This window comes from Pseudomonas aylmerensis (assembly GCF_001702265.1).
GTDB lineage: Bacteria > Pseudomonadota > Gammaproteobacteria > Pseudomonadales > Pseudomonadaceae > Aquipseudomonas > Aquipseudomonas aylmerensis.
In genome coordinates, this window is the sequence record NZ_MAUE01000041.1 from 51522 (window position 1) to 65792 (window position 14271).

Annotated in this window: 12 protein-coding genes; 1 reads left to right on the forward strand and 11 read right to left on the reverse strand. The window is 61.4% G+C overall.

Annotated elements, in window-relative coordinates:
• Positions 1-19 precede the first annotated feature (19 nt).
• From glgA to BBG20_RS24835, 9 genes are all read right to left on the reverse strand, one after another.
• Positions 20-1573 carry a glycogen synthase GlgA gene (gene glgA, locus BBG20_RS24795; protein ID WP_065908128.1) on the reverse strand — a complete coding sequence of 518 codons (1554 nt, stop codon included), beginning with the start codon at positions 1571-1573 and terminating at the stop codon, positions 20-22.
• Between the two features lie 595 nt (positions 1574-2168).
• Positions 2169-3122, reverse strand: a complete 954-nt coding sequence (locus BBG20_RS24800) for a D-2-hydroxyacid dehydrogenase family protein (protein ID WP_065908130.1) — start codon at positions 3120-3122, stop codon at positions 2169-2171.
• Between the two features lie 26 nt (positions 3123-3148).
• Positions 3149-4162 carry an alpha/beta fold hydrolase gene (locus tag BBG20_RS24805; protein ID WP_065908132.1) on the reverse strand — a complete coding sequence of 338 codons (1014 nt, stop codon included), beginning with the start codon at positions 4160-4162 and terminating at the stop codon, positions 3149-3151.
• A 45-nt stretch (positions 4163-4207) separates the two neighbouring features.
• Positions 4208-4651, reverse strand: coding sequence for a YqaA family protein (locus tag BBG20_RS24810; RefSeq protein ID WP_065908134.1), 444 nt, complete (start codon positions 4649-4651; stop codon positions 4208-4210).
• A gap of 3 nt (positions 4652-4654) precedes the next feature.
• Complete coding sequence (locus BBG20_RS24815) at positions 4655-5101, reverse strand: DUF411 domain-containing protein (RefSeq protein ID WP_065908136.1); 447 nt, start codon at positions 5099-5101, stop codon at positions 4655-4657.
• A gap of 111 nt (positions 5102-5212) precedes the next feature.
• Positions 5213-5671, reverse strand: coding sequence for an SRPBCC family protein (locus BBG20_RS24820; RefSeq protein WP_065908138.1), 459 nt, complete (start codon positions 5669-5671; stop codon positions 5213-5215).
• Positions 5672-5749: 78 nt separating this feature from the next.
• Positions 5750-7744 (reverse strand): methyl-accepting chemotaxis protein, encoded by a 1995-nt coding sequence (locus BBG20_RS24825; RefSeq protein ID WP_065908140.1) that lies wholly within the window; start codon positions 7742-7744, stop codon positions 5750-5752.
• Positions 7745-7917: 173 nt separating this feature from the next.
• Positions 7918-9477: a M91 family zinc metallopeptidase gene (locus BBG20_RS24830; RefSeq protein WP_107338965.1), complete on the reverse strand. Its 1560-nt coding sequence runs from the start codon at positions 9475-9477 to the stop codon at positions 7918-7920.
• A 162-nt stretch (positions 9478-9639) separates the two neighbouring features.
• Positions 9640-10635: an aldo/keto reductase gene (locus BBG20_RS24835; RefSeq protein WP_065908144.1), complete on the reverse strand. Its 996-nt coding sequence runs from the start codon at positions 10633-10635 to the stop codon at positions 9640-9642.
• A 117-nt stretch (positions 10636-10752) separates the two neighbouring features.
• Between BBG20_RS24835 and BBG20_RS24840 the strand changes: the two genes are divergently transcribed.
• On the forward strand, positions 10753-11676 hold the full coding sequence (locus BBG20_RS24840) for a LysR family transcriptional regulator (RefSeq protein WP_065908146.1): 924 nt from the start codon (positions 10753-10755) through the stop codon (positions 11674-11676).
• Here the strand turns inward: BBG20_RS24840 and BBG20_RS24845 are convergent.
• Together BBG20_RS24845 and BBG20_RS24850 are read right to left on the reverse strand one after the other, a co-directional pair.
• On the reverse strand, positions 11669-13195 hold the full coding sequence (locus BBG20_RS24845) for a M91 family zinc metallopeptidase (protein ID WP_226939963.1): 1527 nt from the start codon (positions 13193-13195) through the stop codon (positions 11669-11671). The two genes, BBG20_RS24840 and BBG20_RS24845, sit on opposite strands and share 8 nt — an antisense overlap.
• 111 nt (positions 13196-13306) lie before the next feature.
• The gene (locus BBG20_RS24850; RefSeq protein WP_065908148.1) at positions 13307-14215 is read right to left on the reverse strand and encodes an AraC family transcriptional regulator; all 909 of its coding nucleotides are present in this window, start codon (positions 14213-14215) and stop codon (positions 13307-13309) included.
• Between the last annotated feature and the right edge of the window lie 56 nt (positions 14216-14271).

A 14271-nucleotide genomic window follows, 5' to 3' on the forward strand; every position in this document is an offset into this window, starting at 1 on the left:
CTATGAAGACCTCCCTTGATTATTTAGTCGATTTCCCCAAGGCCTTGGCCACCAGTTGTTCATACAGTTCGGCGTAGGGTTCTACCGCCTGGCACCAGTTGAAGGGCTGGGTCATGGCGCGGCTGCGCATGGCGTTGAGCAGGCCCTTGTTGGCGAACACGCGGAACGCGCGGCTCAGCGCCTCTTCGTAGCTTTCTACCGTGGATTCATTGAACAGGAACCCGGTGACGCCATTCTCGATGGTGTCCGCCAGCCCGCCGGTGTTGCGTGCCACCGGCAGCGAGCCGAAGCGCTGGGCGTACATCTGGCTCAGGCCGCAGGGTTCGTAGCGTGAAGGCATCAGCAGGAAGTCACTGCCGGCGAACATGCGGCGGGCGTCGGTTTCGTTGAAGCCGATACGCACGCCGACCTGCCCAGGGAAGCGCAGCGCCAATTCACGCATGGCTTGCTCTTCTTCGGGCTCGCCGCGACCGATGATCGCGATCTGGCCGCCGTTTTCGACGATAAAGCTCGACACGGCCTCGGTCAGATCCAGGCCCTTCTGGTAGACCAGGCGCGAGACCACGGCGAACAGCGGGCCGGTGGAGTCATGCAGGCCGAACAATTCGCGCACGTGGCCGGCGTTGATCGCCTTGCCTTCCCAGTCGCCAATGTTGAAGTTGTGTGTCAGGTGCGTGTCGGTGGAGGTTTCCCAACTTTCATCAATGCCGTTGGGAATGCCACTGAGAAGGCCTTGCTGGGTCTTGGCGGCAAGGAAACCGTCGAGGCCGCAGCCGAATTCGGGGGTGGTGATTTCCTGGGCGTACGTCGCGCTCACGGTGGTGATATGGCTCGAGTAGGCCATGCCGGCCTTGAGGAACGACATCTTGCCGTAGAACTCCATGCCTTCCTGTTGCAGCGCGTGGGGTGGAATGCCCAGCTCCGGCGTCGAGGCCAGGCTGACCACACCCTGGTACGCCAGGTTATGGATGGTGAACAGCGTCGGGGTGCGTGACCCACGCCAGTGCATATAGGCCGGGGCCAAGCCAGCGGGCCAGTCATGGGCATGCACCAGGTCCGGGCACCAGTGGATCTGTGCCAGGTTGGCGGCCATGTCGGCGGCGGCCAGGCCCAGGCGGGCGAAGCGAATATGGTTGTCGGGCCAGTCACGGCCGTTATTGGCGCCGTAGGGCGTGCCTTCGCGCTCATAGAGCTCAGGGCAGATCAGTACATAGATAACCAGGCCGTCCTTGAGGTCCATGCGCCCGATTTTGCACGGTGGCAGCGCGGCATGGCCGCCCAGTTCACCAATGATATGGATCGGGTTGTCACTCTCCATTACCTGCGGGTAGCCGGGGATCAGCACGCGCACATCGTGCAGGTGCGCCATGGCACGGGGCAGGGCGGCAGACACGTCGCCCAGGCCGCCGGTCTTGACCAGGTCGGCGAATTCGGAGGTGACGAACAGGACTTTCTTGCGATTTGGATTATGACTCGGGACCGGCCGCACCGTGTTGAGGTCGACTAAAGCTGTCGACCCGCCAACTGGCTGACTAACACGCTCTCCTTGAATACTTGCAGCGGCACTGATCATAGTTCTCTCCACGTGTTGGTCGGCTAGTGGCCCGCTGCCACTAGCTCCGTTGACCGCATCCTGCGGCCAGGCGCACAAGCGCAATGACAAACTGGCAAGGCGTATGCCAGTTGCACGGTTAGCTCAAAAAGAATGGATAGACGGCATCTGGTGTGAACCGCTTGTGCGCGCCTTACCCTAAACCTGACCTATGGCAGAGTTGGAAAGTTTCGATTTTTTCGCGGGGTTTTTGTTTTGAAACGGACCCATCGGTCATCAGTCTAGGACAGATCCTAGAGCCTGTAGGGTTTGTGGGGGATTTTTGTAGGACAAAATACTTGTAACGATATGCAAAGCTGGGAAAACGGGGGCGGGGTTGGTGGGCGGGGTAGGCGGAGGTAGGGTTGCAGGGGGTGTGACGGTGAAGTGCTCCGATGTGGTGCGTGGGGTGCATCAGGTTGGGCGGGGGGGCAGGTTTTGGGGCTGCTGCGCAGCCCAACGCAGGGCAAGCCTGCTCGCCACAGGGGGAGCGGCTTGCTGGGGGGGAGCGGCTTGCTTAGGGGGAGGGGTTCCCTCATCAAGTGTGTTTGCTAGGGGAGAATTGCTGCTCCCCCTTTCAGTTGAGCAGTCGGAGCGGGGCGTGATCGGCCCAGGCTTGGATGTCCTCGATCATCTGCTGGTAGAACTGCCGGTAGTTCTGCTCGCTGACATACCCCACGTGCGGTGTGGCCAGGACATTGTCCAGTTGGCGAAACGGATGGTCGGCGGGCAGCGGTTCTTCGCTGAACACATCCAGCGCGGCGCCGGCCAGTTGGCCGTTTTGCAGGGCCCGCACCAGTGCCTGCTCATCCACAATCGGACCGCGCGCGGTGTTCACCAGGCGTGCGCTGGGTCTCATCCAGCCCAGCGCCTCGGCATCCACCAGGCCGCGGCTGCGGTCGCTGAGCACCAGGTGGATAGTGAGAATGTCGGCCTGTTGAAACAACTCGCGCTTGCTGACCCACGTCACGCCCGAGGCGGCTGCGCGTTCCGGCGTGAGGTTTTCACTCCAGGCAATCACGCGCATGCCGAACACCTGGGCGAACTGCGCGACTTTCTGGCCGATGCTACCGAGTCCGAGAATTCCCAGGGTCTTGCCATACAGGTCGCCGCCCAGTCCCACCTGCCAGCCGCCCGCTCTCAGCGAGTTGGCTTCGGCCACCAGGTTGCGAGTGGAGGCCATGATCAGTGCCCAGGTCAGTTCCGGCGCGGCCTGTTTGTAGCTGTCGGTGCCACACACGTGGATGCCCAGCGCCTTGGCCGCCGGGATGTCGATGGCCGCGTTGCGCATGCCGCCGGTCACCAGCAGTTTGAGCTGGGGCAAGCCCTGCAGCAGGGCCTTGTCGAAAGTGGTGCGCTCGCGCATCACGCAAATCACCTCAAACCCCTGCAACCGCTCAATCAGGGTGGCGGTGTCCGCCGGGTAGTCGTGCAGGAAATGCACCTGGCCTACCGACTCCAGCACCGACCAGTCCACCACGCCACTGGCGACCTTCTGCCAATCATCAATGACTGCGATCTGTACCGACATTCACGCGTGCCTCGAAAAAGGTTGGATTAAAGGGCGTTCAAGCCCTGCAACAATGCTTTATTGAACTGTGCCGGTTCTTCCATTTGCGGTGCATGGCCCAGGCCCGGGAATTCCACCAGGGTGGAATGCGGGATCAGCTTGGCCACCTGCTTGCCGAGTACCGCGTAGTTGCCGAGCTTGGCCTTGACCTCCGGCGGCGCCAGGTCCTTGCCGATCGCGGTGTTGTCCGCGGTGCCGATCCACAGCAGGGTCGGCATCTGCAGGTCCTTGAATTCGTAGTACACCGGCTGGGTGAAGATCATGTCGTAAATCAAGGCCGAGTTCCATGCCACCTGGGTATGGCCCGGGCCTTTGTTGAGGCCGGCGAGCATATCCACCCAGCGGTCGTATTCGGGCTTCCAGCGCCCTACATAGTAGGTGTTGAGTTCGTACTTGCGAATGCCTTCGGCGCTGAGTTTAAGCTCGCGCTGGTACCACTGGTCGACGCTGCTGTAGGGCACGCCGAGGGCTTTCCAGTCTTCCAGGCCAATGGGGTTCACCAGCCCAAGCTGCTCGGTCTGGGTCGGATAGAGCAGGGCGTAGCGGGTGGCGAGCATGCCACCGGTGGAGTGGCCGATAATGGTCGCCTGGTGAATGCCGAGCTTTTCCAGGAGTTGATGGGTGTTTTGCGCCAGTTGCTGGAAGCTGTACTGATAGTGATCAGGCTTGCTGGAAGTGCAGAAGCCGATCTGGTCGGGCGCGATCACCCGGTAACCGGCCTCGCTCAAGGCCTTGATCGAGCCTTCCCAGGTAGCGCCGCAGAAGTTCTTGCCGTGCATCAGCACCACGCTGCGCCCGTTGGCCTTGCCGGTGGCGGGGATGTCCATGTAGCCCATCTGCAGGGACTTGCCCTGGGATTGGAAGTTGAAGTGCTCAAGTGGATAGGGGTACGCAAAGCCTTGCAGTTCTGGCCCGTAGGCAGGACCTTCAGTGGCTGCGAACACCGGGGTGACACTGGCGGTGAGCAGGCCGGCAAGGCAAAAGGTGCGGATCAGAGGCATGGGCAGGGCTCCAGACGAGATGTCTCGGATGCTGTTGGGAGGCGATTAAGTGGGGATTAACACCCACTGCAAGGTCAGGGCTGCCAGCACCCCGTAACGCACGCCCTTGGCCAGGGTCACCAGCAGCAGGAAACGCCACAACGGCTCGCGCATCACCCCGGCGACCAGCGTCAGCGGGTCACCGATGATCGGTACCCAACTGAGCAGCAGTGTCCAGTGCCCCCAACGCTGGTAATGGTGCCGGGCTTTGGCCAGTTGCGGGTCGCTGACCGGAAACCAGCGCCGGTGCTTGAAGCGCTCCACCCCGCGCCCGAGCGCCCAGTTCAGCACCGACCCCAGCACATTGCCCAGCGTCGCGACCACCAGCAGCCACCACAGGCTGTAATGCCCGCTCAGCAGCAGGCCTATCAGCACGGCTTCGGATTGCAGGGGCAGCAGGGTCGCGGCGCCAAACGCAGCGAGAAACAGCCCCAGGTAACCGGCAAGCATCGGTCAGTGTGCCGGGTACTCGGCCACCACCACATCCTGGCCGTCGCGGGTCAGGCCGATGACCTGATACGCCTCGCTGCGACCTTCGACTTCCATGCCCGGCGAACCCATGGGCATGCCCGGTGCGGCGATTCCCAGCAGGTCGTTGCGCTTGCGCAGCGCCAGGACCTGCTCGGCGGGCACATGGCCCTCGACGAACTTGCCGTCGATCACGGCGGTGTGGCATGAGCCCAGGCGCGGCGCCACGCCAAGGCGTTGCTTGACGTCACTCATATTGGCTTCGACATGGTCATTGACCTTGAAGCCGTTGCTTTCCAGGTGGCTGATCCATTTCTTGCAGCAACCGCAGTTGGCGTCGCGGTGTACGTCGATGGGGATCAGGTCGGCGGCCTGGGCCAGCGTGGTGGTGAACAGGGCCGACAGCAGGGCCAGGCGCAGGGTGGTTTTCATCAAAAGGCTCGCAAGCAGGAAGTGGCGATTGGGATGGCGGCGATCATGACGACGTCATCGCAGGCAAGCCAGCGCCCACCGGCGAGCAACCTTCGCGGTAATGTTTCAAAATTATACGAAGGGCGGGTTTTCCAGCCGATGCTTGAGTTGGTCCAGGGCAATCGCGGACAACTCGATCATGCGCTCATGCAAGGTGGCCAGCTGCAATTCGGTCTCATAGGTCAGCACGCGCTTGAACAGCGTGCCGCCGCGAAACGGCTGCAGGAAGTAGTGAATGGAGCCATCGACAGCGAGGGAGGTAAACACGGTCTTGAACTCGCCGGGGCGGCGGGCGACCTGTACGCGGTAACTCATGGGCACGCGCACGCCCAAGAGGTCGATCATTTCGGTAAAGCGCGTGCCGACGGGGAGTGAACCGGTGGTGCCGGTGTCGGCACTCAGGGATGTGGGGTGCCATTCGTGCCAGCGATCCGGCTGGGTCACATAGTCGTAGACGGCATCGATGGGGGCCTCGATAAAGCGTTCCTGACTGATCCGCTCCAAGCGGACTGACTGCTCTGCAGCGCGCATGGCACACCTCCTGTGTGGCTGTGAACTGTCAGAATAGTCCGACTCCCGCGCATTGCACGGGAGTATCCAGGCCATTTATCAGCTCACCTTGAAACGCCCCATCAAGGCAATCACGCGTCCATTGGCGTCCAGCAGGGTCTGCGTATTGGTTTGCGTGGCATGGCCGCTCTGCACCAGTTCCTCGACCATATGTCGGATCTGCACCATGCTGCGGTTGATCTCCTCGGTCACCGCGCTTTGCTGCTCGGCGGCCGTGGCGATCTGCGTGCTGAGGTTGTTGATATGGCTGACCGAGCCTGCCATCTCGTCCAGGCCGGTGTTGACCCGCGCGGTGGCATCCGCCGCCGATTGGCAACTGGCCTGGGTGTTTTCCATGGCCGCCACCGACGAACTCACCCCGGTAGTCAGGCGCGCGAGCATCTCGTTGATCTGCGAGGTGCTGGCCTGGGTGCGCGCGGCCAGTGCTCGGACTTCGTCGGCGACCACGGCAAACCCCCGGCCTTGTTCGCCGGCCCGTGCCGCTTCGATTGCGGCGTTGAGCGCCAGCAGGTTGGTCTGGCCCGCAATCGCGCCGATCACGCCCAGGGTTTCGGTGATGCGCGCGGCGTCCTGGCGCATGTTCTCCACGGTGTGGGTGGCGCTGGCCACTTCGCCGATCAGGGCGCTGACACTGCTGGAGGCTTCGCCGACCACCACGCGGGAACGGTCGGCGTGTTCGTTGGCGCGTTGAGTGAACGAGGCGGTTTCTGCGGCGTTCTGCGCAACCGTGTCGGCGGTGGAACTCATCTCGGTGATGGCGGTGACGGTCTGGTCGGTCTCCGAGGCGTGGCGCACCAGGATCTGGTTGGTGTGCGCCGAGGTTTTCTGCAGTTGCTCAAGGCCCGACGACATGGCGCCGGTGGCCTGCGTGACCTCGCCGATCATGTTTTGCAGGTACACGATAAAGCGGTTGACCGAGTGGCCGATGGCGCCGAGTTCGTCTTCAGCGCGGATGGTGATGCGTCGCGTCAGGTCGGCGTCGCCGGCGGACAACGCGTCAATATTGGCTTTCAGCGTGTTCATGCGTTGCACCAATTGGCGGATCGCATAGGCCGCCAGCAGCACCAACAGCAGCACCATGGGGATTTGCACCAGGGCCAGGCTGCCGAGCACGTCGTCGCGCTGGGCGGTGATCAACGAGGTGGGCAGGGCGGTCGCCAGGAACCACGGCGTGCCTTCGATGGGGCGCATATAGAACGTGCTGGCCACGCCCTGGTTGTCGAACTCGCTGCGCTGCAAGGCCTGCTCACGGTGGGCCAGGGCTTTGCTGACCTGGGCGGCAAATGCCGAGGTGCCGGTGAGTTCGCTGATGTTCTTCAACACCACCGGGCCACTGAGGCGCGTGCTGTTGCTGATGATCTTGCCGTCGCCTTCGACGATCAGCATCTGCCCGCCGATGTCTTTTTCCTTGCTGGCCACCAGCGCGTTGAAAAAGCCCAGGGTCACGTCAATGGTGGCGACGCCATACGCCGCGCCGTCCCGCTGGATCGCCATGGCGCAGTTGGTGCGCGGCTCCTGGCTGGCGTCGTCCTTGTAGGCGGCAGCCCAGGCGCATTGGCCACGCGGCGCGGCGAGGCCGCCCTTGTACCAGCTCTGGTCGTAGTAATTGGGAGCAGGGTCGCTGTTCCAGAACGTGTTCACTACGAGCTTGCCCGACGCATCGCGGTGCCAGAACGTGCTGTGCTTGTTGCGCCCCGGCGTGCGCTGGTTGGGCAGCGGCCAGATGCCGCCGCCGAAGACTTTCAGCTCGCCGTACTGGTCCACCAGGCCGGGCAGGACCTTGTCGATGGCATCGCTGTCGAGCAGCACAATGGTCTGGGTGATGCTGCGTTGCTGGGCCTGGACCTTGTTCAGTTCGCCCTGGATCTGCTCGGCCACTTCACTGATGCGGTTGAGCACCACCTGTTCTTCGGTGTACTGCAGCTTGGGCGCAACCAACTGGCCGATACCCACGACCGTCAAGACCAATAACACCAGGACGAACAGCACCAGAAACAGGGTGTAGCGAGTTTGGATGGAGCGCAGTGGGGGCATGGGATTCGTCCTTACGAAGCGTTTATTGTCGACGCGGCTTTTTGGAGCTTCGTAGGGCTATCGGCGTGGATGGGCGGAGCTTTAGGTACGATGGTGCTAAATAGCTGGGGCTGACCAGAGCGAGGCCGACTACCCGCCGCGCTCCGTGTAGGAACCGATATTGAGGCGCCGCTCTACGTCCCACGACCTTGATCGCTAGGTGACCATAGGACGGTCTTCCTCAAGGGTTTGCCCATCTCTTCATTCAGGGCGTTTTCGGTGAACGGTCTCGGATTGACAGTGCTCGGCGGTGTCGAGGGGTCATTGTCGAAATCAAAAGGTTCGGCATCGCTGGGCAGGCCAATGGCTTGACGTACTTCATTCCTGGCGAGACCCGATTCTCCCGGCGCTTCGCGGGTTTCCCCCGGCAGGAATGTACCTGTTGCGCCATTGTAGGCGGAGGCCACCTGAGCGAAGAGAGCGGTGGCGGGTACCCGTGTGTTGGTGCGGTCGGCGTTTTCGAGCGTAGCCGGCGAGTCAAAGTGAATGATGCCGCGATCGGCGCGGGCACCGGGCACGCCATTGGTGATCGTCCCGAAGGCCCCTTCGCCTGCGCTTTCGGACTCCTCAGGTGTCATGTTTTCCAGTCCAGTGCTGCCAAACAGGTATTCGTTACCGCCGTGGTTGATCGGCCGTATGCTGACCTTGGCGCCATTTATTGCCGCAAGTTCATCCATTCGCTTGAGTGCCTGTTGCCCCGTAGGTGAACTGCGCAGAAATTCAAAATCGTCGGCGACGCTCTGCTTGAACTCCTGTGCCTGGTCCTCGTTGACTTCTGGTGGGACGTCCACGCTGAAGCCGCGGTTGCCGGCATTGCTGGGTTTGACTTCGGTGAAAGCCGATCCTTGGGTACGGTCGAAACTATCCCCGGCCTTGGCGTAGATGCGGTCATTGGGCTGGTTGTTCCAAATGCTGTCTTTGCCTTTGCCGGTGTAGAACGTCGTGCGTGCGTTCCCGACCAAGTTGTCATCGCCATTGCCACCATGTGCAACGGTGTGCCCGCTGCCGGAGAAGAGCACATCGTCGCCGTCGCCACCGTCCATGTAGGTTTGCTTGGTGGCGGGGCCAGAGCCCGCAATGAGCAGGTCATTGCCCTTGTTGCCGTACATCACGCCGTTGCCGCTGCCGCCGATGATCGTGTCGTCGCCCTCGCCGCCGGCGGCATAACCCAAACCACTGCCCAACACCAGGGCATCGTTGCCACGCCCTCCGAACAGCCTGCTGCGACCGCCGCCAGCCTGGATGCGATCGTCACCATCACCGCCTTCCACTCTTGTACGAAGCTTGACGTCATCGTCGATGATGACCGTGTCGTCGCCGCCGTGGGTATCGATCGCCAGCTCCTGCTCGCGGTCTTCCTTGCTTTTGACGTCGAATACATGCGGTTTATCGTTGATTGTGATCTGCAGCTTGTCATTCGGTAAATTGCGCACATGGACACGGTCAGCGCGATCACCGGTTTCTACGTGCAGGAAATTGTTCAGGATCTGCGGCTTTTTCGGGTCACTGGGGTCCCAGTCGATTGACCGGCTGATTTTGGTGCCACCTTCGTCGAACAGCACCTGTGTCCGGCGGTTAACCATGTCTGGCTTGAGGTCGGTCGGTGGGGTGTAGGGCGAGGTGGCTGTCTCGGGAGGCTTGGGTAGCTGGGCGTAAGGCTGGGTTGCCGAGGGGTTGGATGGCGTGGATATCATGACAGGTCCTTTTTATCGACTCTTGAGGCGCCCCTGATGACGCATCAGGGCTGCTCTTACGTGGCATCGCGCCTGCAAACGTTCCTCTCGCCCGGGGCCGATTGAGTGCCAAACGTTTCGTCGTGGGGGCGCCTCCCTCCAGGCGCCCCGTGGGTTTGGCGGTCAGATATCCAGCATCGCCATTACCGCCTCGGGATAACGCAGGCCGGCGGTGGCATCGGCCGGGAAGATCGCCTCCAGCGCGGCCAGCTCGCGGGTGCTGAGGGTCAGCGAGACGGCGGCGACGTTTTCTTCCAGGTACTTGCGCTGCTTGGTGCCGGGGATCGGCAGAATGAATTCGCCCTGTGCCAACACCCACGCCAGTGCCAGTTGCCCGGCCGTTACGCCTTTTTCGGCTGCGAGTGCCTGGACCTGTTGGACCAGCAGCAGGTTTTTTGCAAAGTTGTCGCCCTGGAAGCGCGGGCTGAAACGGCGGTAATCATCGGCAGCGAAATCATCCGGGCTTTTCAGCGCGCCGGTGAGAAACCCCCGGCCCAATGGACTGTACGGCACAAAGGCGATGCCCAGGCGTTGGCAGGCAGCCAGGCAGCCGTTGAGTTCCTGGTCGCGGCTCCACAATGAATACTCGCTTTGCAGGGCGCTGATGGGGTGCACGCGATGGGCGCGCTCCAGTGTGGCGGCGGACGCTTCGCTCAGCCCCAGGTAACGCACCTTGCCCAGTGTGACCAGATCGGCCATGGCGCCGACGGTTTCTTCGATGGCCACGTCGGGGTCGATACGGTGCTGGTAGTACAAATCCAGGGTGTCGATGCCCAGCCGTTGCAGGGTGCCGTCGATAGCATTGCGAATGTATTCGGGCCGGCCATTGACCCCGCGCAATGCCGGATTCGCCGGGTCACGCACGATGCCGAACTTGCTCGCCAGGAACACTTGGTCGCGCTTGCCGGCGATGGCTTTGCCGATCAGTGCCTCATTGGTGTGCGGGCCGTAGATGTCGGCGGTATCGAGGAAGTTGATCCCCAGTTCCAGCGCGCGATGCAACGTGGCGACGGCCTCCTGGGTATCACTGCCGGTGGTGTAGAAATCCGTCATGCCCATGCAGCCGAGGCCGATGGCGGAGACGTGCGGGCCGTTTTTACCGAGTTGACGAGTGTGCATGGGTAAAGCTCCTGGGTGGGGAAGGGCTCCATTGTCATCCTCGACAAAACCTTGATAAACCGGCTAAAAGCACTATCACTATTCGTAATTTCTAAATAATCAGCCAGGAGCCGGCCCGTGGACCGTTTTAATGCGATGCGTGTGTTCACCCGGATCGTCGAATTGGGCGGGTTCGCCAAGGCGGCCGACAGCCTGCAATTGCCACGCGCCTCAGTGACCATCCTGATCAAGCAACTGGAAGCGCACCTCGGCGTCCAACTGCTGCAACGCACCACGCGCCAGGTCAGCCCGACCCTGGACGGTGCGGCGTACTACCAGCGCTGCGTGCAATTGCTTGCCGACCTTGAAGAAACCGAGGCGGTGTTTTCCACGCGCCGGCAGAACCCGCGCGGCACCTTGAGCGTTGATATGCCCTCGGGTATCGGCCGCTTTCTGGTCATTCCCGCCTTGCCGACATTTACTGCTCGATACCCGCACATTGATTTGGAAATCGGCCTCAACGACCGCCCGGTGGACCTGATCCGCGAGGGCGTGGATTGCGTGTTGCGCGGTGGCCTCGCCTTGGACGAATCGCTGGTGGCGAGGCCGTTGGCAATGATGGATCAAATCACCTTGGCGAGCCCCGGTTATCTGGCGCGCAAGGGCGTGCCGGCAAGTCTTGATGACCTGGCCGGGCACCACATGGTCGAGTACGTTTCCAGTGCCAGCGGCAAACGCTTTGGCCTGGAGTTTCAATTCGGCGCTGAACTGCGTGCGGTCAACCTGCCCAAGGTGGTTGCGGTCAACAGTGCCGACGGCTACTTCTGTGCCTGTGAAGCGGGCTACGGGTTGATCCAGGCGCCGTACTACCACGCGATGCAGCGCCTGGCGCAGGGCAGCCTGCTGGAAGTGCTGGGGCAGCTTGCAGTGCCGAAAATGGCGCTCACGGCACTGTACCCGCCACACCGGCAGCTGTCGCAGCGGGTGCGGGTATTTGTCGATTGGCTGGTGGAGTTATGCGCCCAACCCGGCACCGGGCTGCAACGTCAGCGTCTCAGGTGAGGTAGGTTTTGCGCTCTGGAAGACCCATTTCGCGCCTCATGCCATTCTCCGTGAAATGCTCGGGGTTGATGCGGGTGGGCGGGGTGGATGGATCGTTATCGAAATCGAAAGGCGACGCGCTGCTCGGCAAACCGACGACCTGGAACTCAGTGTTCCTGATAGGAATTGAAATGTCAGGGCGTGCTGGCGGGTGCTCTATGGTTGTGCCTGGCAGGTTTGTTCCCGTCGCACCGTTGTAGGAATGCCCCACTTCATGAACCAGCCCGATGAGTGGAAATCCAAAGGTGCGTCCATCCGGTGCGACCGTAGTGCTTGTGTCGTAAGCGATCACCCCCTTATTGGCGCGCGAGCCAGGTTTATTGTCGGTGATCTTGCCCCTTTTAGGGTCATCACCGTCTATACGGCGACCGTTTTCCCAAGCCTTATCCAGTTCCAAACTCCCGAAATTGTAAGCGTTGCCTCTGTCTGTTTCTTCCTCGATAGTGACTTTTCCCCCTGCCACGGCGGCTTCCCTGTCCATATCCGTGAGCATCTTTTGCCCAGTGGGAGAGCCGCGCAGAAACTCGAGATCATCCTCTACGCGTTGTTTGAATTGTGGCGTGCCTACGACCCCAAATCCCGCACCGCCAGCAGTGCTGGGTTGCACCGGGGTCAATGTTGAGCCTTGCGACCGGTCGTACACATCGCCGGTCTTGGCATATATATGATCGCCTTGCTGGTTGTTCCAGACTCGATCCTGACCTTTACCGGTGTAGAACGTCGTTCGATCGTGCCCGACCAAATCGTCGTCACCTTTGCCACCATGGAGTACCGTATGCCCATTACCGGCGTACAGCCGGTCGTTGCCTGCTCCCCCATCCAGATAGCTCTGTTTTGTGGCGGGGCCGGCGCCCGCATACAGCCGATCATCCCCGTTGTTTCCGTACATGGCTGAATTGCCGGGGCCGCCGATGATTGTATCGTCGCCGTCGTTGCCTTCGGCATAGCCTGCATGCGAGCGCAGCTTAAGCGTGTCGTTGCCCGGCCCGCCCAGAAGCCGAGTGATGCCACCGCCGCCAGTGAGCGTGTCATCCCCTTTGCCCCCTTCAATCGTCAGCGGGTTTTTCACGTCTTCACTGACGGTTACCTGGTCGTTTCCGCCGTGGGTTTTGATCAGCAAATGCAGGGGCTTCCCGTCTCGGTCCTTGTCATCGAGCGCGTATGACTTTCCATTGATCTGGACCTTGAGACGGCCATCAGGGTTTTTGCCGACATGGACCGCGTCGGCGGCATTGCCCGTTTCCATCACCAGTGTGAGTTGCTTTAACTCCGGCGGTCTGCTCAGGAAGTCCCACTTGGCCTGCCGTGAAATCTTTGAGTAGTCGTCGTTGTGCAAAACCTCGGTCTTGGTTTGCATCGGGCCCTTGCTCGGGTCCAAACGCGGCTGGACGTAGATGGAATCCTCGGGCGCTGAATGTTTTGCATCGCGCAGCGGATCATGGTTTTGGCGGCTTGTCGGAGGTGCTGCGGGGTTGATCATGGGTGAGAAGTTCCACTGTTTGCCGAAGATGTACTCCTTGTGTGAGAGCGCCGGAAAAACAGTTCCATATTTTCTTACAGCTTGATTGGCGTAAAACTACACACTTGCATTTTATTTCGACGCCAAACCCTTGCGGTAAGCGCCGGGCTGCTGCCCGGTGACCTTATGAAACGCGCGCGTAAACGCCGCCACTGATTGATACCCCACCGCCAGCGCTACATCGGCCACGGTCTGGTCCTGCTTGAACAGTTGGCAGGCATGGCGCACGCGCATCATCAGCAATACTTGCCCCGGCGATTGCCCGCACAGCTCATTGAACCGCTTGAAAAACGCCGAGCGCGACAGCCCGGTGCAGGCGGCCATGCTTTCCAGGCTCCAGGGTTGCTCGGGGTGGGCGATCAATTGCTCGAGCAAATGCGCAAATGTCGGCTGCCGGGCCAGCGCGGCAAGGCCGCCAAGCTCGGTGTTATCCAGCACCTGCTGGCGCAGCACATACAGGAACAGCAGATGGCAGAGGCGTTCCAGCAAGGCGGAAGAGGGCGGAGTGCGTGCGCATTCTTGCAGGATCAGGTCGAACAGGTTGCGCGCCGCCGTGAGTGACGGATCGCCGGCTCGCAGCACGATCCAGGCGGGCAGGGTGTCGACAATCATCGCCGACAGGCCGGACTGGAAATGAAAGAACCCGCAGACCAAGCCCACGCCGTCGGTGGCGCTGCTGTCCAGCGGCTCCATTGGGCGACGCGGGCATTCCTGCGCGCCCGCCGCCGTGGCTTCACCCGACAGTCGATACTCAAGGTCACGCAGCAGGAACACCGCGTCGCCGTTGTCCAGCGCCACCGGGGTGGGCTCGCCATCGATGTGCAACCAGCACTGACCCTGCACGATCAAGTGGAAACTGGCCCGGGCCAGGCCGTGGGTACTGGCGTGCCAGTCGCCGCAATAACGCCCGACGTGGAACAGGCTGGTGTTGAGTTCGAGGCTGTCTAATAACCAATCGACAAGTGCACTGGACGAATTCATCTAATGGAAAGACTCAAGAGCAAGTAATCGCTACTTTAGCCTATTGAGGGGTTTTT

What these genes read in the sequence shown, in the direction of transcription:
- glgA (WP_065908128.1), bottom strand. Translation starts at nt 1,573, where the DNA reads ATGATCAGTGCCGCTGCAAGTATTCAAGGAGAGCGTGTTAGTCAGCCA.
- BBG20_RS24800 (WP_065908130.1), bottom strand. Translation starts at nt 3,122, where the DNA reads ATGTCGGTACAGATCGCAGTCATTGATGATTGGCAGAAGGTCGCCAGT.
- BBG20_RS24805 (WP_065908132.1), bottom strand. Translation starts at nt 4,162, where the DNA reads ATGCCTCTGATCCGCACCTTTTGCCTTGCCGGCCTGCTCACCGCCAGT.
- BBG20_RS24810 (WP_065908134.1), bottom strand. Translation starts at nt 4,651, where the DNA reads ATGCTTGCCGGTTACCTGGGGCTGTTTCTCGCTGCGTTTGGCGCCGCG.
- BBG20_RS24815 (WP_065908136.1), bottom strand. Translation starts at nt 5,101, where the DNA reads ATGAAAACCACCCTGCGCCTGGCCCTGCTGTCGGCCCTGTTCACCACC.
- BBG20_RS24820 (WP_065908138.1), bottom strand. Translation starts at nt 5,671, where the DNA reads ATGCGCGCTGCAGAGCAGTCAGTCCGCTTGGAGCGGATCAGTCAGGAA.
- BBG20_RS24825 (WP_065908140.1), bottom strand. Translation starts at nt 7,744, where the DNA reads ATGCCCCCACTGCGCTCCATCCAAACTCGCTACACCCTGTTTCTGGTG.
- BBG20_RS24830 (WP_107338965.1), bottom strand. Translation starts at nt 9,477, where the DNA reads ATGATATCCACGCCATCCAACCCCTCGGCAACCCAGCCTTACGCCCAG.
- BBG20_RS24835 (WP_065908144.1), bottom strand. Translation starts at nt 10,635, where the DNA reads ATGCACACTCGTCAACTCGGTAAAAACGGCCCGCACGTCTCCGCCATC.
- BBG20_RS24845 (WP_226939963.1), bottom strand. Translation starts at nt 13,195, where the DNA reads ATGATCAACCCCGCAGCACCTCCGACAAGCCGCCAAAACCATGATCCG.
- BBG20_RS24850 (WP_065908148.1), bottom strand. Translation starts at nt 14,215, where the DNA reads ATGAATTCGTCCAGTGCACTTGTCGATTGGTTATTAGACAGCCTCGAA.